The sequence below is a fragment of the Afipia sp. GW821-FHT04G03 genome, assembly GCF_059419985.1.
Window position 1 is genome coordinate 549,256 of sequence record NZ_JBWKSV010000002.1, and the last position, 19,991, is coordinate 569,246.

The 19,991-nt window shown below is 63.5% G+C and carries 19 protein-coding genes; 7 read left to right on the top strand and 12 right to left on the bottom strand.

The window, feature by feature from the left end; genetic code table 11:
- Positions 1-26: 26 nt before the first annotated feature.
- The 8 genes from AC07UB_RS11915 to ubiE form a co-directional block, all read right to left on the bottom strand.
- Entirely contained in the window at positions 27-749 is a 723-nt protein-coding gene (locus AC07UB_RS11915) for a nucleotidyltransferase family protein (protein ID WP_492791298.1), read from the bottom strand.
- 153 nt (positions 750-902) lie between these two features.
- Complete coding sequence (locus tag AC07UB_RS11920) at positions 903-1,232, bottom strand: PilZ domain-containing protein (protein ID WP_492791297.1); 330 nt, start codon at positions 1,230-1,232, stop codon at positions 903-905.
- A gap of 134 nt (positions 1,233-1,366) precedes the next feature.
- A complete protein-coding gene (gene tsaE / locus AC07UB_RS11925; RefSeq protein ID WP_494653134.1) occupies positions 1,367-2,890 on the bottom strand; it encodes a tRNA (adenosine(37)-N6)-threonylcarbamoyltransferase complex ATPase subunit type 1 TsaE in 1,524 nt (507 codons plus the stop codon).
- Complete coding sequence (locus AC07UB_RS11930; RefSeq protein ID WP_494653136.1) at positions 2,887-5,400, bottom strand: PAS domain-containing sensor histidine kinase; 2,514 nt, start codon at positions 5,398-5,400, stop codon at positions 2,887-2,889. The genes tsaE and AC07UB_RS11930 overlap by 4 nt, the downstream gene beginning before the upstream one ends.
- Positions 5,401-5,552: 152 nt before the next feature.
- Positions 5,553-6,011 carry a dUTP diphosphatase gene (gene dut / locus AC07UB_RS11935; protein ID WP_492791294.1) on the bottom strand — a complete coding sequence of 153 codons (459 nt, stop codon included), beginning with the start codon at positions 6,009-6,011 and terminating at the stop codon, positions 5,553-5,555.
- Complete coding sequence (gene coaBC, locus AC07UB_RS11940; RefSeq protein ID WP_494653137.1) at positions 6,008-7,438, bottom strand: bifunctional phosphopantothenoylcysteine decarboxylase/phosphopantothenate--cysteine ligase CoaBC; 1,431 nt, start codon at positions 7,436-7,438, stop codon at positions 6,008-6,010. Before coaBC ends, dut begins: the two co-directional genes overlap by 4 nt.
- A 72-nt stretch (positions 7,439-7,510) precedes the next feature.
- Positions 7,511-9,079, bottom strand: coding sequence for a 2-polyprenylphenol 6-hydroxylase (gene ubiB, locus AC07UB_RS11945; protein ID WP_494653139.1), 1,569 nt, complete (start codon positions 9,077-9,079; stop codon positions 7,511-7,513).
- The gene (gene ubiE, locus AC07UB_RS11950; protein ID WP_494653141.1) at positions 9,076-9,837 is read right to left on the bottom strand and encodes a bifunctional demethylmenaquinone methyltransferase/2-methoxy-6-polyprenyl-1,4-benzoquinol methylase UbiE; all 762 of its coding nucleotides are present in this window, start codon (positions 9,835-9,837) and stop codon (positions 9,076-9,078) included. The genes ubiB and ubiE overlap by 4 nt, the downstream gene beginning before the upstream one ends.
- A gap of 119 nt (positions 9,838-9,956) precedes the next feature.
- On the opposite strand from ubiE, the gene AC07UB_RS11955 reads away from it, so the two are divergent.
- A complete protein-coding gene (locus AC07UB_RS11955) occupies positions 9,957-10,337 on the top strand; it encodes a glyoxalase superfamily protein (RefSeq protein WP_494653143.1) in 381 nt (126 codons plus the stop codon).
- 9 nt (positions 10,338-10,346) lie between these two features.
- Positions 10,347-11,228 (top strand): bifunctional DNA-formamidopyrimidine glycosylase/DNA-(apurinic or apyrimidinic site) lyase, encoded by an 882-nt coding sequence (mutM, locus tag AC07UB_RS11960; RefSeq protein ID WP_494653145.1) that lies wholly within the window; start codon positions 10,347-10,349, stop codon positions 11,226-11,228.
- Between the two features lie 218 nt (positions 11,229-11,446).
- Here mutM and AC07UB_RS11965 read toward each other — a convergent pair whose 3' ends face one another.
- Positions 11,447-12,850, bottom strand: coding sequence for a peptidoglycan-binding domain-containing protein (locus tag AC07UB_RS11965; protein WP_494653147.1), 1,404 nt, complete (start codon positions 12,848-12,850; stop codon positions 11,447-11,449).
- A gap of 151 nt (positions 12,851-13,001) precedes the next feature.
- On the opposite strand from AC07UB_RS11965, the gene AC07UB_RS11970 reads away from it, so the two are divergent.
- Positions 13,002-13,802, top strand: a complete 801-nt coding sequence (locus AC07UB_RS11970; RefSeq protein ID WP_492791287.1) for a HesA/MoeB/ThiF family protein — start codon at positions 13,002-13,004, stop codon at positions 13,800-13,802.
- 25 nt (positions 13,803-13,827) lie between these two features.
- Here AC07UB_RS11970 and AC07UB_RS11975 read toward each other — a convergent pair whose 3' ends face one another.
- Positions 13,828-14,832, bottom strand: coding sequence for a 2-hydroxyacid dehydrogenase (locus tag AC07UB_RS11975; RefSeq protein WP_492791285.1), 1,005 nt, complete (start codon positions 14,830-14,832; stop codon positions 13,828-13,830).
- A gap of 348 nt (positions 14,833-15,180) precedes the next feature.
- Between AC07UB_RS11975 and AC07UB_RS11980 the strand changes: the two genes are divergently transcribed.
- A complete protein-coding gene (locus AC07UB_RS11980; RefSeq protein WP_492791284.1) occupies positions 15,181-15,708 on the top strand; it encodes an SH3 domain-containing protein in 528 nt (175 codons plus the stop codon).
- Between the two features lie 96 nt (positions 15,709-15,804).
- Here the strand turns inward: AC07UB_RS11980 and irrA are convergent, their stop codons facing one another.
- Entirely contained in the window at positions 15,805-16,290 is a 486-nt protein-coding gene (irrA, locus tag AC07UB_RS11985; protein ID WP_492791283.1) for an iron response transcriptional regulator IrrA, read from the bottom strand.
- 262 nt (positions 16,291-16,552) lie between these two features.
- Here irrA and fabA point away from each other — a divergent pair, with 262 nt between their 5' ends.
- The 3 genes from fabA to fabI all read left to right on the top strand — a co-directional run bounded on the left by fabA (position 16,553) and on the right by fabI (position 19,289).
- A complete protein-coding gene (gene fabA / locus AC07UB_RS11990) occupies positions 16,553-17,083 on the top strand; it encodes a 3-hydroxyacyl-[acyl-carrier-protein] dehydratase FabA (RefSeq protein ID WP_492791282.1) in 531 nt (176 codons plus the stop codon).
- Positions 17,084-17,197: 114 nt separating this feature from the next.
- Positions 17,198-18,421 carry a beta-ketoacyl-ACP synthase I gene (fabB, locus tag AC07UB_RS11995; protein ID WP_492791281.1) on the top strand — a complete coding sequence of 408 codons (1,224 nt, stop codon included), beginning with the start codon at positions 17,198-17,200 and terminating at the stop codon, positions 18,419-18,421.
- A 52-nt stretch (positions 18,422-18,473) separates the two neighbouring features.
- The gene (gene fabI / locus AC07UB_RS12000) at positions 18,474-19,289 is read left to right on the top strand and encodes an enoyl-ACP reductase FabI (RefSeq protein WP_492791280.1); all 816 of its coding nucleotides are present in this window, start codon (positions 18,474-18,476) and stop codon (positions 19,287-19,289) included.
- 6 nt (positions 19,290-19,295) lie between these two features.
- On the opposite strand, the gene AC07UB_RS12005 is transcribed toward fabI, so the two are convergent.
- A complete protein-coding gene (locus AC07UB_RS12005) occupies positions 19,296-19,892 on the bottom strand; it encodes a glutathione S-transferase family protein (protein WP_494653152.1) in 597 nt (198 codons plus the stop codon).
- Positions 19,893-19,991 lie beyond the last annotated feature (99 nt).

A 19,991-nucleotide genomic window follows, 5' to 3' on the forward strand; every position in this document is an offset into this window, starting at 1 on the left:
GTGGCGGAGGGGAGTCTTGTGCGGGGTTACGCGACGCTGGCCAGCAGCGCTTCTTCCGCGGCGTGGACCGCATCCGGTGTGCCGACATGCATCCACAGACCATCGAGCCGCAGTCCGAACAGCCGTTCCTGCTCATTGGCCACGTCGAACATCTTCGTTAGCGAGAATTCGCCGGCGGGAGCGTTCTTGAAGATCGAGGGCGACATGATGGCGGCGCCGGCATAGACGAACGGCACCACCTGATGTTCCTTGCGCCTGAGCAGCGCGCCGTCGGTCAGCATCGTGTAGTCGCCGGAGCCGGCGTAGCCGATGCTGTGGGCCGTAGGCGCCATCAGCAGCAGAATGTCCATTCGCGCCGGATCGAACGCTTCCGCCAGACGGAGCAGGTTGGGCTGCACGCCGTCGATCCACATCGTGTCGGCGTTGAGATGATAGAATGGCGCATCGCCGAGCAGAGGCAGCGCCTTGACCACGCCGCCACCGGTGCCGAGCACGACATCGCGCTCATCAGAAATGATGACGCGCGGTTTCGTCCGGCCTTTGACGTGCTGCACGATCTGGTCGGGCAGGTAATGCACATTGACCACCGCCGTGGTGACATCCGTTTCCGCAAGGCGGTCGAGCACATGGTCGAGCAGAGGCTTTCCGGCGACCGGAACCAGCGGCTTGGGCATCATGTCGGTCAGCGGTCGCATCCGCGTGCCGAGGCCTGCGGCGAGAATCATGGCTGTGACGGGCTTGGTCGGCATCGTCGGGTGGTTCTCACTTGGTTCGCGGACATATCCGGCGAACGTGAAAGGCCGCCGAGCATAGCATCCGAATCGCTGAAATGCGCCGGTGGCTCAGGCTGTAGTGGGACTTTGTGACAGCGGTGCGACTCAAGACCGGTGGGTCCCGGGGTGTCAGACCTCGACGATCTGCGCGTTGCCCGGGTTGCGGCGAGCAGGCTTCTTCTTGACGTCGGATGGCTTCAGGAAGCCTGCCCCGATCTGCTCGCCGTTGACCCAGGCGAGTTCGCAGCGGCGATAGGCAAGGCCGGTGGAGGAGAGCAGCAGAAAGAATTCCTTGAGGTTCAGGCCTTCAACCGATCCTTCGACAGTCAGTTTCGCGCCGGTCTCGGAAATATCCTCGACCAGGCAGTTGCGCCGCCATGTCCCGTCGATGCCCATCAGGTGGGCTGCAAAACCGCGTTCGAACACTACGCGGTCGCCCCGTTGCCGTTCCGCAGCCATGAATCACTCCGCTCGTTATGCGTCCGGTGTGCGTCACAGCGCCGGGCTGTGCTCCGCACGGTCGTTAAAAATGCAAATTAGGCGCTGGCTGGCTAACAAGCGGTAAAGCGGCTCCCTCAAACTGGCGGATTTGGTCAGGGTCCGGGCGGCGGAACGTGGGCTATGCACCATTCGCGGAACGTCTCGAGGGACGGATGGGCAAGGGCGCGGTTGAGGTACGTCCACACCCGTGGCTGATGCCGCAGATAGTGCGGTTTGCCGTCCCGGCGGTTCAGGCGGGCAAAGGTGCCCAGCAGACGGGTATTCCGCTGCGCCGACATGATGGCGTATTGCTGCACGAAGGCGGCCGGATCGAACGCCGGATCTGCGGTCCGCCGTTCTTTAGCGTACCGCGTGAGCATCGATATCTCGACGCTCTCCGGTACATCGATCCGGGCGTCCTGCAACAGCGACACCAGGTCGTAGGCGGCCGGGCCCATCACCGCGTCCTGAAAGTCCAGCAGGCCGACGCGGCCGGTGTCCCGGCGGTGATCGAGCCAGATCAGGTTGGGCGAATGGAAGTCGCGCAGCATCCAGGTGCGTGGTGCGGCGGCGAGTTTGGCGAACAGATCCTGCCAGATCAGCACGAAGTCCGCCTGCATGTTGCTGGTCAGCGTCACGCCCTTGTCGGCCAGATACCATTCCGGCATCAACACGACCTCGACCATCATCGCGTCGTTGTCGAACAGCGGCACGGTGTAGTCGAGGTGCGGCGCGAGCGGCAGCACATCCGGCAATTCCTCATTGTGAAGCGCCGCCAGCATGTCGACCGCGATCTGGTAGCGGTCCACGATCGGCCGGGGCGGATCGCCCTCGATGAAAAGATCCCGGCCGAAATCCTCGGTGATGAGGAAGCCGTCCTCCAGATCCGCGTGATGGATCGCGGGCGCGGAATAGCCGCGTTCGCGCAGCCCGTTGGCGATGGCGACGAACGGCCTCACGTCCTCGGCGAGATGAACCGCCTCGCTGTAGGACTTGCCGTCGTACAGCGACGGGCCGTCGGGACGGCGCGGCGAATTCATCAGGATGGTGGATTGGTCGCCCTTGATCAGCCGGGCGTAGGATCGCGTCGAGGCGTCGCCCGGCATGCGCTGGCGCTTCGCGTCGACGCTGCCCGCGAGTTCGAGGAACCGGCGCAAGGCCGCGAGCCGCTCGACTTTCGCGGCCGCCTTGCCGTATCCGGTGATTTCAGCGGCGCGCGCGCCGCTGCCCAGTGACGGCCGATGGCTGAACGCGATGTCGATGCGGTCGGAGGGCAGCAGACCCGGCGCGCGCTCCGGCCATTCGATCAGTGCGACTGTGCCGTCAGGCAGCGGGACAAGACCGATTTCTTCCAGTTCGTCCGGATCGTTGACGCGATAAAGATCGGCGTGGAGCACCGGGAATGGCGGCAGGTCATAGGTTTGCGCCAGCGTGAAAGTGGGGCTCGGCACTTCAAGGTCGTCATCCTGCGCGAGATAGCGGATCAGCGCGCGGGCGGCGGCGGTCTTTCCCGCACCGAGATCGCCGGTCAATGTGATGACATCACCAGCACTCAAGAGCAGCGCGAGATCGGCCATCAGATGCGCGGTCGCGGTCTCATTCGCCAGGGCGACCTGGAATGTCGAGAGATCGCTCATTCAGCGGCATTGCGATAGGACTGATCGACGGGAAATTCGCAGGTCACAGTGGTGCCGTTTCCGACCACCGAGTCCACATGGACCTTGCCGCCATGCAGTTCGACGAAGGATCTGACCAGCGACAGGCCGAGCCCCGCGCCGCGATGGCGCGAGCCGTTGGCGTGGCTCTCGAACCAGTCGAACACCTTGTCCTTGACTTCTTCCGGGATGCCAGGGCCGCTGTCGGACACAGAGAACACCACGTTGCTGTCGTTGCGCCGTGCGCGCAACATCACCGTGCTGTTCTGCGGCGAGAAGCCGACAGCGTTGGCGAGCAGATTGTACAGCACCTGAACGATGCGCCGCTCGTCGGCCACGAAATCGCCGATGGCAGGGTCGATGTCGATGTCGAGCCGGATCTGTTCGCGTGCCAAGCGGTCCTGAATGCCGGCGGTGGCGTCATCGACAGTCTTCTGCACATCCACTGGCCCGAGGTTAAGCGTCATGGCGCCGGCGTCGATGGTGGCGAGATCGAGGATGTTGTTGATGATGGCGAGCAGCGCGTTGGTCGATGTCGTGATGTAGCTGAGATATTCGCTCTGTTTCAGCGTCATCGGTCCGGTCGAGGGATCGCTGAGGAAATGCGCGAAGCCGATGATGGTCGTCAGCGGAGAGCGCAGTTCGTAGGAAACGTGATGAACGAAATCGACCTTCATCTGGTCGGCGGCTTCCAGCGCCTCGTTGCGCTCGCGCAGCGCGCGTTCGACGTTGACGGTGTCGGTGACGTCCTGGAAGGTCAGCATGGTCGCGCCGTCGGGCAGCGGCATGGTGGTGCAGTCCAGCACGCTGCCGTCCTTGCGCTCAAGCTTGAGCGGGACGGAAATGCGGTCGTCGATGCCGGTGATTGCGGCGCGCAGCGTCTGCCACGTGGCGTCGTCGTCGAACAACGGTCTGCACCACTGTTCGATAGCTTCGATGTGCGGTCGCTGCGCCAGCGCATCGGGTGACAATTTCCACATCCGCGCGAACGGCGGATTGAACAATTGCGCGCGGCCGTTGCTGCCGAACACGGCGACGGCTTCAGCCAGATTGTCCAGCGTCTCGCGCTGGACGCGAATCAGGCCGTCGTTTTGCCGCGCGAGTTTCAGGCTCTCGGTCACATCGTCGAACAAGTAAGTGACGCCGCCTTCAGGATTGGGCGTGGTGACGACGCTGAGCGCGCGCCCGTCCGGCAGATACCAGGTGTCTTTCGCGGGTTCGATGGCGCGGTAGGCCTCGAACAGCTTGTTCTTCCAGGCGCGAAAATCCGGCTGTTCGGGAATCTTGCGCGCGACGCGCAGCTTGTCGAGTACGCTGGAATCGTCGGGATTGTCGTCGAGGAACGCGCGATCGAAGTCCCAGAGCCTGCGATAGGAATCGTTGTAGAAGGTCAACCGGCGCGAAGCATCGAACACTGCCACGCCCGACGAGAGTTGATCGAGCATACGCCGGTGCGCCTCGGCCATTCGCTCCAGTGCGGCGCGCAGGTTCGCGGCTTCGGTTGCATCGACAGCGATGCCGGCGCTGCCGCCTGCCACCGTGAGGGCGTGAATGTCGAAGATGCGGCGCTGGCCGCCGGCGACGACGGGGACGCGCGCCTGAAAGGCATTCCCCTCCGCGAGCGCGCGCGCCATGTTGCCGCGATCGTCATGGTCGAGCAGTTCGAGATTGCGTTCGACGGTGTCGGCCACCGAGCCGGCATCGACGGCCTGTGCATAGGCGGCGTTGGCGAAACTGAGCGTGCCGTTGCCGCGCCGGACCCAGACCGGCAGCGGGACTGCGGCGGCGAACGCGCGCAGCGCGCCGGTTTCTTCCAGCATTTGATTGTGCCGGATGCTGAGTTCGGCGAACTCCATCCGGATTCCGGAGAGTTCGCGAATCCGGACGATGGCCTGTCCGCCGATGGCGCGTCCCATCGCCTCGATGGAGCGCCCGGTCGCTGTCGAGAGAGTGAGCAGGAAGCCTTCGCCCGCCTCGCGCAATTTATCGACGGCGTGATCCATGGCGAGCGCCTGTTCGGGCAGCAGCCAGCTTCCGAAGGCCAGTACGCGCTGCGGACTGTACTGGTCCGAGCCGTGCGGCATCAGCAGCGAGACGTCGCCGCTGATATCAGGACGGTCGTCGCCAGCTGCCCATGCAATCAGAACCTGAGGTTCCGCGAACAGCAGCGCGCGAAACCGGTCGGCCTCGAGCTGAAGCGCCTGATTGTCCGACAGAAGGCGCGATTCGATGCGGGCCGCACGCAGCCGTGTTCGCATCAGGAGAATGGCCGCGACCACTGAGAAGCCGAGCACGGCCGCAGCGACGCTCAGCGCCGCAATTTCCTGCCGGTCGATGCTGGCGAAAAACGACAATGCGCCGTTGAGGACATCATCGCGCGCAAAAGCGGGCGCGCTGCCGAACAGGGCCGCCACAAGGCCGATCGCGCCTCCGCGCACAATCGAAGTGCACGACAGCAACGTCCGCCGCATCCCCTCGATCACGCCTGACATGATCTATCCCGACCGCCGCTCACGAATCGAACGACAATATCCTCAACAGGAGTCGCCGGGTAAGAGTCCAGACCGTGAACGTGAATCGTGCTGCAAAATAATGACAGCGTTCGCGATTGTGCGGTGCGATTCGATCCAGAGTCGGGATCGATCTACCGCCCGGTGGAACCAAACCCGCCGCTGCCGCGATCCGTGGACGACAGCGATGCGACAGCCACCAGATTTGCCTGTGTCACGGCGGCGATGACAAGTTGGGCGATGCGCTCGCCGCGCCGGATCGTGAACGGTTCCTCGCCGTGATTGATCAAAAGCACCGAAACTTCGCCGCGATAGTCAGCATCCACCGTGCCCGGCGAGTTGAGGACTGTGACGCCGTGCTTGAGCGCCAGCCCGGAACGTGGCCGCACCTGCGCTTCATGGCCCGGTGGCACCGCGATCATCAACCCGGTGGGCACCAGCGCGCGTTGTCCCGGCTGCATGGTCAGCGGCTTGTCCTCGGGAACCGCCGCCTGCAGATCGAGACCTGCGGCGTGAGCGCTCTGATAAGCCGGCAGCGCGAGGCCGTTGGCGTGGGGCAGGCGCTGAATCTCGACGGTGATGTTCAAGGTCATGCAGGCTGTTGTCCTATCGTGCTGGCGATTTTCGCGACAAGAGCGTCGGCGACTTGCTCTTTGGTCATCACCGGCCAGGAATCGACATGCGTCTGCTTGTCGATGCGCGTGATCAGATGAACGGTGTTGCGGTCGCCGCCCATCACGCCGGTGGCGGGTGACACATCGTTGGCGACGATCCAGTCGCAGCCCTTGCGCGCGAGCTTCAGCGTGGCATTGACGATCAAGTTTTCGGTTTCCGCAGCGAAGCCGATGACCAGTTTAGGCCTGTCCTGCTTGCGTTTCGCGACGGTGGCGAGAATGTCCGGATTCTCCACCAGTGCGAGAGAGGGAATGCCCGAGGCGGTCTTCTTGATCTTCTGCTCGCCCGCATTGGCGACGCGCCAGTCGGCGACGGCAGCGGCGAAGATCGCAATGTCCACCGGCAGCGCCTGTTCGACATGCGCCAGCATTTCGCGTGCAGACTCGACGCGGGTGACGCGGACGCCATGCGGATCGTCGAGGTCCACCGGCCCTGAAATCAGCGTCACCTCGGCGCCGGCCTCCGCCGCGGACGCGGCGATGGCAAAGCCCTGTTTGCCGGATGAGCGGTTGGCGATGTAGCGCACCGGATCGATCGGCTCGTGGGTGGGGCCTGCGGTAATGAGAATTTTTTTGCCCGCGAGCGGCCCCGCCTGCGGGGGGCGCAACATGGCGTCGGCGGCGGCGGCGATTTCCAGAGGCTCGGACATGCGGCCGACTCCGGCCTCGTTGGCCTCGGCCATCTCGCCAGAATTCGGACCGATGAAGGCGACGCCGTCGCGTGCAAGCTGCGCGACATTGCGTCTTGTCGCGACGTTCGTCCACATCAGGGGGTTCATGGCGGGTGCGAGCAGCACGGGACGGTTGGTGGCAAGCAGGATCGCGGTGGCAAGATCGTCGGCGTGGCCCTGCGCCATCTTCGCCATCAGGTCGGCGGTGGCGGGCGCAACGACAATGAGGTCGGTGTCGCGCGCAAGGCGGATGTGTCCGGCGTCGAATTCGCTCTGGGGGTCGAACAGGTCGGTGTAGCAACGCTCGTCAGCGAGGGCTCCGGCGGTGAGCGGGGTGACGAATTGCTGCGCGGCGCGTGTCATCACGCAACGGACATGTATGCCGCGGTCCTTGAGGCGGCGGATCAGGTCGAGCGCTTTGTAGGCCGCGATGCCGCCGCCGATGATGAGCGTCACCCGGGGCTGGCCGGTCGCGGCATGACCGTCGGTCCGGTGCGGCCGGGTGGAGGGCTGACGCGCCGGGCTGGATGACATTTTGACCGCTGCCTGCGCCTCGGCGGCCTCGCGCAGGATCACCCGCACCTCGTCCTCGACCGAGCGGCCGTTTTTGGCCGCGCGCAGCCGCAGGCTGGTCTTCAGCGTTTCGTCGAGTTTCCGGACGGTTAGGCTGGCCATGAGGCGCTCCTTGTGGGCGCTTCATAGCAAATGATTACATTGCAATCAAATCATGATGGCAATGCAATCAAATCAGGAGATTTTCCAGAGGATTCCCAAAAAGGTCAGGGCGATCACCCACAGCGCTGCAGTCTGCCAGTGGCTGCGCCGGGCTTCCGCCTTCCCGATGGCGACCACCGTTTCAGGGGCCAGCACCAGTCCATTACGAGTTATTTCCTCGAACTGGTTCAGCACGGCGACGGAACGCGCGGCGATGGCCGGCAGGCCCGACAGCACCCGGCCAAGTTCGCCTGCACCCGCCATCGCGCCCTCGATCTTGCCGCGCGGCCCGAGGTTGCGTTCGATCCATTCGCGCACGACCGGATCGGCAGTGGTCCAGATATCGAGCTTGGGATCGAATCCGCGCGCGACGCCTTCGACCACCACCATGGTCTTTTGCAGCAGGATGAGTTCGGGACGCGTGCGCATGTCGAACAGGCCGGTCACCTCAAGCAGCAGAGACAGCAATTTCGCCATCGAGATTTCGTCGGCGGCGCGATTATGGATCGGCTCGCCGATGGCGCGGATCGCCTGCGCAAAATTCTCGACCGAGTGATGCGCGGGCACATAGCCCGCCTCGAAGTGCACCTCGGCGACGCGGCGATAGTCGCGGGTGATGAAGCCCAGCAGAATTTCCGCGAGAAAGCGCCGTTCCTTGAGGCCGAGCCGGCCCATGATGCCGAAGTCGACCGCGACCAGCCGCCCCGTGTCATCGACGAACAGATTGCCGGGATGCATGTCGGCGTGGAAGAAGCCGTCCCTCAAGGCGTGACGCAGGAAATTCTGGATCACCTTGCGGCCGAGATCCGGCAGGTCGATCTGCGCGGCCTCCAACTTCGCGCGGTCGTTCAGCGCGATGCCCTCGATCCATTCCATTGTGAGGACGTGATGGCTGGTGCGATCCCAGTCCACCGCCGGAATGCGGAACTCGTGGTCGTCCTTGGTGTTCTCCGCCATCTCGGAGAGTGCGGCTGCTTCCAGCCGCAGATCCATTTCCATCGCCACCGAACGCGCGAGCGTGTCGACGATCTCGACCGGCCGCAGCCGCCGCGCCTCGGCGGATACGCCCTCCATCTTGCGCGCGACGAACATGAAATCGCTGAGATCGCGGCGAAATCGTCCGCCGACGTGGGGCCGCAGCACTTTCACAGCGACGGTGGTGCGGACGCCGTCCTTGTCGATTTCCGCGCGGTGCACCTGCGCGATCGAGGCTGCGGCGACCGATTCGCCGAAGCTCGCAAAGACTTGCGGCAGAGGCTTGTCGAACGCCACCGCGACAACGGCTTCGGCCTCTGCCTGCGGGAACGGCGGCAGCCGGTCCTGCAGATTTTCCAGATCGCGCGCCATCGCCACGCCGACCACGTCGGGCCGCGTTGCGAGAAACTGGCCGAGCTTCACATAGGTGGGACCAAGCCGCGTCAGCGCGCGGGACAGCCGGCCGCTCGATGCCGCGCCACGCCGCTCGATCAGCCGCGCGATCCGGACCGGCAGCAGCGCCTGCGGCGGCAGGGCGGACGGATCGGCGAAGCCGAACACGCCTTCGCGCGCGAACACGTAAGCGGCGCGCATCAGTCTGGCGGTATGAGTGAATGCTGCGATCACAAACGCCAGCCTGAATGCAGCGCGACAATGCCGCCGGACATGACGTCGTGTTTGACCCGGCTGAAGCCCGCAGCGCGGATCATGTCGGAGAATGCGTTGGGTTTCGGAAACTGCCGGATCGATTCGACCAGATAGCGATAGGATTCGGCGTCGCCGGTCACCGCTTTCCCAAGCTGAGGAATCACGTTGAACGAGAACAGGTCGTAGATTTTGTCGAGTCCCGGCACATCGACGGATGAGAATTCCAGGCACAGGAAGCGCGAGCCGGGCTTCAACACGCGGTAGGCTTCGCTGAGCGCCAGCGGAATTCGCGGCACATTGCGAATTCCAAATGCGATGGTGTAGGCGTCGAAACTCTTGTCGGCGAACGCGAGTGCCTCGGCATTGCCTTCGACGAACGACACCTGATGATCGAGATGCCGCGCCACCGCGCGCTCGCGGCCGACGGCCAGCATTTCGGTGTTGATGTCGCAGACGGTAGCTTGAAACCCGTGGCCTGCCGCCTTTGCCGCGCGGAAGGAAATGTCGCCGGTGCCGCCGGCCACGTCGAGCAGTGCGAACGGCGCGTCGCCGCGCGGCGGATTAAGCGCGGTAATCATCGCGTCTTTCCAGAGCCGGTGCATCCCGACCGACATCAGGTCATTCATCAGGTCGTAGCGCTTCGCCACGCTGTGAAACACGTCGTTCACCAGCGTCTGCTTCTCGCCAAGCTCCACGTCGCGGAAGCCGAAATGTGTCGTTCCGTCAGGCCGTTCCATACTCTGTCAATCCAAGCGGCTTTTTGCGGCGGGACCATAGCCTGCCGCGCGGCATCGCGCTACATACCCTGTCGCAACACGCGTCAAGGTTAATGCGCATATAGCCTGCGGGATCGCCGATGCCGATCGAATTCAGCCGAGTTATTCCCACCCTGCGGATGTTCGATACCCGCAAGGCGCGGGAGTTCTATATCGGATATCTCGGCTTCAAGGTCGATTTCGAGCATCGTTTCGAGCCGGCGCTGCCGCTGTTTATGGGAATATCGCGCGGCGGAATACAACTTTACCTGAGTGAGCATCATGGCGACGGCTCACCGGGCGTGCACATCACCGTCGATACGGTGGGACTTGCGGAGTACCACGCCGAACTGGCGGCCAAGGGTTACAACTACATGCGCCCGGGTCTCGAGAAGCAGCCCTGGGGCGTCACCACGATGACGGTGTACGATCCGTTCTCCAATCACATCATCTTCAGCGAAGCCGACGAGGCATCGGCATGAGCGTGACCGATGCCTGAACTGCCCGAGGTCGAAACCGTGCGCCGTGGCCTGCAGCCGGTGATGGAAGGCCAGCGCATCGCGCGCCTCGAGGCGCGGCGCGGCGATCTGCGTTTCCCTTTTCAGAAGGATTTCGTGTCGCGGCTTGAAGGCAAGGTGGTGACCGGCCTCGGGCGGCGAGCGAAATATCTGATGGCCGATCTCGAGACCGGCGATGTGCTGCTGATGCATCTCGGCATGTCGGGCTCGTTTCGTGTCGAACTTCCCGAAGGCGAAACCACGCCAGGCGAATTTCATTATCCGCGCAGCGAAAACCGCACCCACGATCATGTGGTGTTTCACATGGCGTCGGGCGCGATGATCTCGTTCAACGACCCGCGGCGTTTCGGATACATGAAAATCGTGCGCCGGTCCGAGATGGATGCCGAGCCGCTGTTGAGCGGACTTGGCCCCGAACCGCTCGGCAATGAATTCGATGCCGCGATGCTGGCGCGCGCATGTGTGGGCAAGAAGACGTCGTTAAAAGCCGCGCTGCTCGATCAGCGCGTGGTGGCGGGGCTGGGCAATATCTATGTCTGCGAGGCGCTGTTCCGCTCGCACCTGTCGCCGAAGCGGCAGGCTTCGACGCTGGCCGACCGCAAAGGTGGACCGACGGATCGCGCCAAACATCTGGTCGGTTCGATCCACACCGTCCTGAATGCCGCGATCAAGGCCGGCGGATCGTCGCTGCGCGATCATCGCCAGACCGACGGCGAGCTAGGATATTTCCAGCATTCGTTTCTGGTCTATGACCGCGAAGGGCAGCCCTGCAAGACGCCGAAGTGCGGCGGCACGGTGAAGCGGTTCACGCAGAACGGGCGTTCGACGTTCTGGTGCCCGACCTGTCAGAAGTAATCTTCTCCCTCGCCCTGCTCGCGGGGAGAGGTGAAGGTAGATCACTTCCTCGCGCCGGCCAAAAATCGCCGCGCAAACGAAACGGCAAAATGGTGACGGGCTTCGGCGCATAAGGCGAGACGGTGACGAACCTGTGCGCGCTCTTTCCTTCGCTGAAAATGCGATTGATGGCAGTGCAATCACCGCCCGTCCTGCCGACAATGATCAGCGGGTCGCGATTACTTCCGCACGCACACCAGCCGCAGCACCGATGTCTTCGGGTCGGATGCGCCGGACGCAACCGTGACGCCCTTCGCCTTCAGGAATTCGCGCACCGAATCCGCAGGGACCAGCAACGCCTGCGACGGCAGCGGCGTCCCGGCAGGACCTGCGACGACTGCCGGCTTCAGGCGGGCGAGGCCTGCGAACTTTCCATCGCCATCGATCGCCGCCGCGCCGGAGAAGCCGACCGGCGGCTCCGGCGTCAAGGTCATGTCGGTGCCCGCGAGCGCCGCAACGGCGGCCACAGTGGTCACGGTGTTGCGCCCGCCCTGATTCTGCGGATCGGCGACGCCGGTGAGGCTGACACTGGATTTTGTTGCGCCGTTGCCCGTCATGGCCAGCGGCTTCAGCCCGCTCGCGCCGTAGATGCGCAGCAGCGCGAGTTCGCGCGCTTCATCGTCGGCGATGCGGGTGGCGTTGCCATAGCCCGGCACCGCAATCGTCATGCAGCCGTCGGTGGCCTGACGATCCGCGACGATGGCGCCGTCGGCGCTGGCAATGATGCCCGTGGAGTATTCCACCTTCTTGCGCGGCGGCGGACCGGCCTGTGCCACGCCGTTGCCGGGGAAGGGATTAAAGGCGCTCGACATCGCCACCGTGACCGGGATCATGGTGCCTTCGGTGGCCTGATCGTACAGGATGGTGAGGATGCGGACTTCGTCGTTCCGTGTCTGGCCGCGGATGTAGAATTTCTTCAGGCCTTGCACGCCCGACAGCACGAAGAAATCCGGCTTCACCACGGTGTAGTCGGTCTTGCGGGCGTTCAGTTTCTTTTCGCTGGCGGCGATGCTGGCCGTGGTGGCCCCGGCTTCCTTGCGGCGCGCGAATTCAATCTGGATGGTGCCGGTGGCGGACGACCATTTGGTGCCGGACACGTCGGTGATCACCTGCGGCACCAGCTTCGACGGCAGGCCGATGCGTGCGCCGCTGAAGGTTTCGCTGATGACTTTCCAGCCGACATTGTCCTGAAGTTTTTTCGCTGCGGCGCTGAGCGTGCCACGCTCCTGCGGATTGAGCACGCCGGTTTCCTTGGCCCCGTGGTCTTTCTGGAAGGCCTTGATGGCGGACACCATCCGGTCGCTGACCTCGCCGTTGATCGCGCCGTTGTAGAGGCTGACCCATGCGAGGTCCGACTGGATCGCGAGGCGCTCGGCCTGCTCCATCGCCTTGGCCGTATCGACCGGGGTCTGGGTGGCCGGGCGGACCGGCACGGTCGCAACCGGCTTCGGCTTGATCTGCGGCGCTTGCTTGGCCTGTGGCGCTTGCTTTGCTTGCGGCGCCTGCTTGGCCGGCGGGGTCTGCGCGCCGGCGCAGCCGAGCGTCGCGGCCATCATCAGCGCTGTTGCGAACGGCAATTTCATGATTGGTCTCGTAGCTGGTAATGATGCCATTAGAGCATAGATTTGTCCGAGACAGCGACGCATTGGTTCGATATGCGGGGACAAAATCAGCGAAAAATCGACGAGAGCGCTGTCGCGAAACAGCGTGTGAACGGTGAGTGATGAGAGCCTGATGCTGACCTCCGAAGAACTGGAGCGCTATGCGCGCCATATCGTGCTGCGCGAGGTCGGCGGCCCCGGCCAGGCCGCGCTGAAAGCAGCGTCCGTGCTGGCCATCGGCGCAGGCGGCCTCGGCGCGCCGGCGCTGATGTATCTGGCGGCGGCCGGCATCGGCACGCTGGGCGTGGTCGATGACGACACGGTGTCGCTGTCGAATTTGCAGCGCCAGATCATCCACGCCACCCCGGATGTCGGGCGTCCGAAAGTGGACAGCGCCGCCGACAAAATTCTCGCGCTCAACCCGCATGTCACGATGCGCACCCATGCGGTGCGATTGAATGCGGCGAACGCGCTGGAGATCATCGGCGGCTACGACGTGGTCGTCGACGGCTCGGATAATTTCGTGACGCGCTATCTGGTCTCGGACGCATGTTTTCTCGCGAGGAAAACGCTGATCGCCGGTGCGCTCGGCGTGTTCGATGCCTCCCTGACCACGATCCGCGCCCACGGCATTGATGCGAACGGAAACAGGAATCCGACCTATCGCTGCCTGTTTCCGGAAGCGCCGCCGCCAGGCACCACGCCGACCTGTGAGGAAGCGGGCGTGCTCGGCGCGCTGGCCGGCGTGCTCGGTTCGATGATGGCGCTGGAGGCGATCCGCGACATCGTCGGCTTTGGCGAGAGTCTGGTGGGACGGCTGGTGATGATCGACGCGCGCGCGATGCGCTTCGAGACGTTGCGTTACGCGCGCGACCCGTCAAATCCGCTCAACGGCGACGCGCCGACGATTACGGATCTGTCGGCGCATAAATAATTGTCTCAGATAATTTGGCTGAACTCTACGCCACGCCCGGCAGCACGCGGTCCGGCGGCCGGTGGCCGTCGAGGAAGGTGCGGATGTTGATCATCACCTTTTCGCCCATCTCGACGCGGCCCTCGATGGTGGCCGATCCCATATGCGGCAGCAGCACGACCTTGCCGGCCTTGGCCAGCCGCACGAGTTTCGGATTCACGGCGGGCTCGTTCTCGAACACGTCGAGGGCAGCGCCCGCGATCTCGCCGTCCTCAAGCAATTTCGTCAGCGTCGTTTCGTCGATGATCTCGCCGCGTGCGGTGTTGATGATGTAGGCGTCCTTGCGGATCAGCTTCAGCCGCCGCGCCGACAGCAGATGGAACGTCGCCGGCGTGTGCGGACAGTTCACCGAGATGAAGTCCATGCGCGCCAGCATCTGGTCGAGGCTGTCCCAGTAGGTTGCGCGCAATTCTTCCTCGATCTGCGGCGCGACCGGACGGCGGTTGTGGTAGTGGATCTGCAAGCCGAAAGCGTGGGCGCGGCGCGCCAGCGCCTGACCGATGCGGCCCATGCCGATGATGCCGAGGCGCTTGCCGCCGATGCGATGACCCAGCATCCAGGTCGGCGACCAGCCGGGCCAGTCGCGGCCTTCGGTCAGAATGGCGGCGCCCTCGATCAGCCGGCGCGGCACCGCGAGCAGCAGCGCCATGGTCATGTCGGCGGTGTCTTCGGTCAGGACTTTCGGCGTGTTGGTGACGGTGATGCCGCGCGCAATCGCCGCAGCGACGTCGATGTTGTCGACGCCGTTGCCGAAGTTGGCGATCAGCTTCAGCCTTGTGTCCGGCTGGTTGAGAATATCGGCGGTGATTTCGTCGGAGACCGTCGGCACCAGAATATCGGCGGAGCGGACCGCTTCGGCGAGCTGGTCCGGCGTCATCGGCGTATCGTCGAGATTGAGCCGGGTGTCGAAAAGCTCGCGCATACGCGTCTCGGTGCTGTCGGGCAGCTTGCGCGTGACCACCACCAGAGGCTTTTTCTTGCCCAAAATCATTCTTGCCGAGGCCCTCTTAGAGCGTTTTCGCGCGCTGAAACCGCATCAAAATATACGTCAGCAGGTGACCGTTTCCGGACGCTTTTGTTCTGCCGTTCAGCCCACATTAACCGGCCTGTTCGAAGGTAGAAATTCGTTGCCGGTCGGGTGAGCTTTCCGCAGTTTCTCAGGCGCTTGGCCCTTGGTCCCTCTCTAGCAGAAGGCCGCGCCAAGACAAGAACCCCAAGGTTCTGAAGGTCTGGGTCTGCGAAGGCTCCGGTTCCCGAAAACCTGGTCGGCGGTATCCGGAATGCCGCGGACATTCGGGACGGCAGAGGCGGCGTTGGGGGCCGCACGAAGGACAGTGTGATGGGGTTTGTACGAGTTTTTGCTTCGCTTGCGGCCGGTTGCGCCATCTGGATCGCATCGTGTGCCGGCGGGCTCGCGGCGAAGGATACGGTGGTGACCACGAGCGGCCTGCCGGTGCCGCGTTATGTCAGCTTGAAGTCCGATCACGTCAATGTCCGGGCCGGCCCCACCAAGGACCACGATGTGGCTTGGGTCTACACCCGCTCGGGCCTGCCGGTGGAAATCACCGCCGAGTTCGAGAACTGGCGGCGCGTCCGCGATTCGGAAGGCGCGGAAGGCTGGGTTTATCACTCGCTGCTGTCGGGGCGGCGTACTGCCGTCGTGACCATGAAAAAGAAGGATGAGCTGGCGCCGATCTACGACAGCGCCGATCCCAAGAGCGCGGTCGCGGCCAAGCTTCAGGCCGGCGTCGTCGCCACCGTCAGGCGCTGCAACGAGGGCTGGTGCCGCGTCAGCGGCAACGGCTTCGACGGCTGGATCGAGCAGCAGCGGCTCTGGGGCGTTTATGCCGACGAGAAGGTGAACTGACACCGGTGGCTGCGTTCGCGCGGCCTGCGGTGCAAAATACAAACGGCCGGGACAAGCCCGGCCGTCAAAATCCAGAACTCATAGAACCTGTGGTCTTCAGCGCTTCTTGCGCAGGCGCACGACCATGTCGATGCGGCTGATTTCGTAGCCTTCCGGCACCTCCGGCATCTTTTGCAGCACGAGATTGGGATCTGGAATGTCGACCAGCTCGTGGTTGCCTTCCATGTAGAAGTGATGATGCGCGCTGGTGTTGGTGTCGAAATAGGTCTTGGTGCCGTCGACGCTGACCTGACGCAGCAGGCCCGCTTCGGTGAGCTGGTTGAGCGTGTTGTAAACGGTGGCGAGCGACACCGGCACCTTGGCGTGGGTCGCTTCCTCGTAGAGCATTTCCGCGGTCAGATGGCGGCCGCCCTTGCCGAACAGCAGCCAGCCCAGCGCCATGCGCTGACGGGTCGGGCGTAGGCCGACGGATTGCAGCATTTCATTGACGTCGTGCCACGGACATCCCGTTAGCGTGGGCGCATGGCTGTGGTGGCCGTGCGGCTCATCGCGCTTGGTCTCGTTGGTCACAACATCAGTCATCAGATCACTCATACTCGTGGGGCAGATCGTGTGACAGCACCATAAAACACATATGACGCACACGCAGCCATCGCAAAGGCTTGTAGGCGGCACTATAGGAAAGGATGCAGTTACATGCAAGTTTTTCGCAACTGGCGCAAAGCGATTTAGGTTAAAAACGGCGTCGAATCGGGGTGTTACGGCCGCTTTGACCCTTGGCCCCCCTATGTTAGAGGTCCCGCAGGGCTGCCGCAGGACCGGCATGTCAAATTGAGGGATCCCGATGAAAGACCGCCAAAACAGCTATACCTACGAGGAGCTGCTGGCCTGTGGCCGGGGCGAGCTGTTCGGGCCGGGTAATGCCCAGCTGCCGCTGCCGCCGATGCTGATGTTCGACCGGATTACCGAAATCACGGAGACCGGCGGCGAATACGGCAAGGGACTGATTCGCGCTGAGCTTGATGTGAAGCCGGACCTCTGGTTTTTCGGCTGCCATTTCAAGGGCGATCCGGTGATGCCGGGCTGTCTCGGGCTTGATGCGCTGTGGCAGATGGTCGGTTTTTTTCTCGGCTGGTCCGGCGGTCTTGGCCGCGGGCGTGCGCTGGGCTTGAGCGAACTCAAGTTCGCCGGCCAGGTTCTGCCGAATGTCACCAAGGTCGTGTACACTATCGATGTGAAGCGTGTGATGCGCTCGAAGCTCTGGCTCGGCATTGCCGACGGTACGCTTTCGGCCGACGGCGAGATTTTCTATCGCGCCAAGGATTTGAAAGTTGGCTTGCTTCCGCAAGGTGCCGCATTGCAGCCGGGAACGTAATGCAGGATGAAACGAAGCCCGTGCATATCGGGCTTTGAGAAGTGCCGGCCTTGAGGTTCGGCATCGGGCAGTCGAAGGCGCAGACTTCACAGCGCAAAACAAAGGCGAGGGATCATGAGGCGAGTTGTGGTCACGGGGATGGGGATTGTCTCGTCCATCGGAAACAACACTCAGGAAGTGCTTGCGAGTCTCTACGAGGCCAAGCCGGGAATTTCGAGGGCAGAGGATTACGTCAAGCTCGGCTTCCGCTCGCAGGTTCACGGAGCGCCGACGCTCAATCCCGCCGACGTTGTCGATCGCCGCGCGATGCGGTTCCTGGGCGAGGGCGCCGCATGGAATCACGTTGCGATGGAGCAGGCGATCCGCGACTCAGGCCTCGAGCCATCGGATGTCGTCAACGAACGCACCGGCATCATCATGGGCTCGGGCGGTCCGTCCGCGCGCGCCATCGTTGAAGCCGCCGACATCACCCGCACCAAGGGTCCGAAACGCGTCGGCCCGTTCGCCGTTCCCAAGGCGATGTCCTCGACGGCCTCCGCGACACTGGCGACCTGGTTCAAGATCAAGGGCGTCAACTATTCGATTTCCTCGGCCTGCGCGACGTCGAATCATTGCATCGGCAACGCCTACGAGACCATCCAGGTCGGCAAGCAGGACATCATCTTCGCCGGCGGCTGCGAGGATCTCGACTGGACCATGTCGGTGCTGTTCGACGCGATGGGCGCGATGTCGTCGAAATACAACGATACGCCCACGACCGCGTCGCGGGCCTACGATGTCAGCCGCGACGGCTTTGTCATCGCGGGCGGCGCCGGCGTCATCGTGCTTGAAGAACTTGAACACGCCAAGGCGCGCGGCGCGCGGATTTACGGCGAGATCGTCGGCTACGGCGCGACCTCCGACGGCTATGACATGGTCGCGCCCTCCGGCGAGGGCGCCGAGCGCTGCATGAAGATGGCGATGTCCACGGTGAAAGTGCCCATCGACTACATCAATCCGCACGCGACCTCGACGCCGGCCGGCGATCCGCCGGAAATCAACGCCATCCGCAATGTCTTCGGCTCGGGCGACAAGTGCCCGCCGATCTCGGCGACCAAGTCGCTGACCGGGCACTCGCTGGGTGCGACCGGCGTGCAGGAAGCGATCTATTCGCTGCTGATGATGAACAACGGCTTCATTTGCGAAAGCGCGAACATCACCGAGCTCGATCCGGCATTCGCCGACATGCCGATCACGCGCAAGCGTATCGACGGGGCGAAAATCGGGGCGGTGCTGTCCAACTCCTTCGGTTTCGGCGGCACCAACGCGACACTCGTTTTCAAGCGGTTGGAAGCGTAATTGTTCTTTTAAGCCTCACCGAAAATTTTGAGTGGGCGCAGCAGGATTTGATATGTCTGGAATGATGCAAGGCAAGCGCGGCCTCATTATGGGCGTCGCCAACGATCATTCGATCGCATGGGGCATCGCGAAAGCGCTTCACGCACAGGGCGCGGAGCTTGCATTCACCTATCAGGGCGACGCGCTCGGCAAGCGCGTCAAGCCGCTGGCGGAATCCCTGAACGCCGCGCTGATCCTGCCCTGCGACGTCGAGGACATCGCAAGCGTCGATGCGACCTTCGCGGCGATGAAGGAAAAGTGGGGCTCGATCGATTTTCTGGTCCACGCCATCGGCTTCTCCGACAAGAACGAACTGAAAGGCCGCTACGCCGACACCACCCGCGCGAACTTCTCGCGCACCATGGTGATCTCGTGCTTCTCGTTCACCGAAGTCGCCAAGCGCGCGTCGGAGATGATGCCGAACGGCGGCTCGATCGTGACGCTGACCTTCGGCGGCTCGACCCGCGTGATGCCGAACTACAATGTCATGGGCGTCGCCAAGGCGGCGCTCGAAGCCTCGACGCGCTACCTTGCTGCTGATTTCGGCCGCAACGGCATTCGCGTCAACGCGATTTCCGCAGGCCCCGTGCGCACGCTGGCCGGCGCCGGCATCGGCGACTCGCGCGCCATGTTCGCGTTCCAGCAGAAGCATTCGCCGCTGGGGCGCGGCGTCACGCTCGACGAACTCGGCGGCACCGCGCTTTATTTGCTGTCGGATATGTCCGGCGGCGTGACCGGCGAAATCCACTTCGTCGATTCCGGTTACAACATCATCTCGATGCCGCATCCGGATGCGCTGAAGGCGGACGCCGACAAACCGTCGGATTAATCGCAGTTACCCCGCCGCGATCACCGTCGCGCGCTGGAACGCCGGGCGCGCGGAGCAGGCGTCGATATAGCGGTCGAATGACGGCCGCGCCGGCACCATCTTGAACAGCCGGATCGCGAAATTCAGTCCCGAACCGACCATGATGTCGGCGGCCGAGAACGTATCGCCCAGCAGGAACGGACCCTTTTCAAGCGCGGCGTCGAGGACGTCGAACACCTGCGTGGCGCTGCCCCAGGCTGCGGTCGAGGCCGGCACCTCGATCTTGGTGAAGATCTGGATCAGCGCGGGTTCGATGCAGCTTGGCGCGAAGAACAGCCATTGCAGATATTTTCCGCGGCGCGGATCGCCGAGCGGCGGCGCCAGCTTCGCGTCCGGATAACGCTCCGCGACATAGGCGGCGATCGCTGATGCTTCCGCGATAGAGACATCGCCGTCCTTCAGCGCCGGCACCTTGCCCATCGGATTGACCGCGAGAAACTCCGGCGTCTTCTGCGCGCCGGTGGAAATATCCGTCAGCACGCGCTCGTAGGGCTGGCCGGTCTCTTCCATCAGCCAGATCGCGGAAAACGAGCGCGAGCGCGGCGACCAGTAGAGCTTCATCATGCGATCCTCCCTGATTTTTGTGACGTTATAGCCAATTCGTGCCGGAATTGTCTCCCGGTGACGATCAAATAAAAAAGCCCCCGCGATGCGATCGCGGGG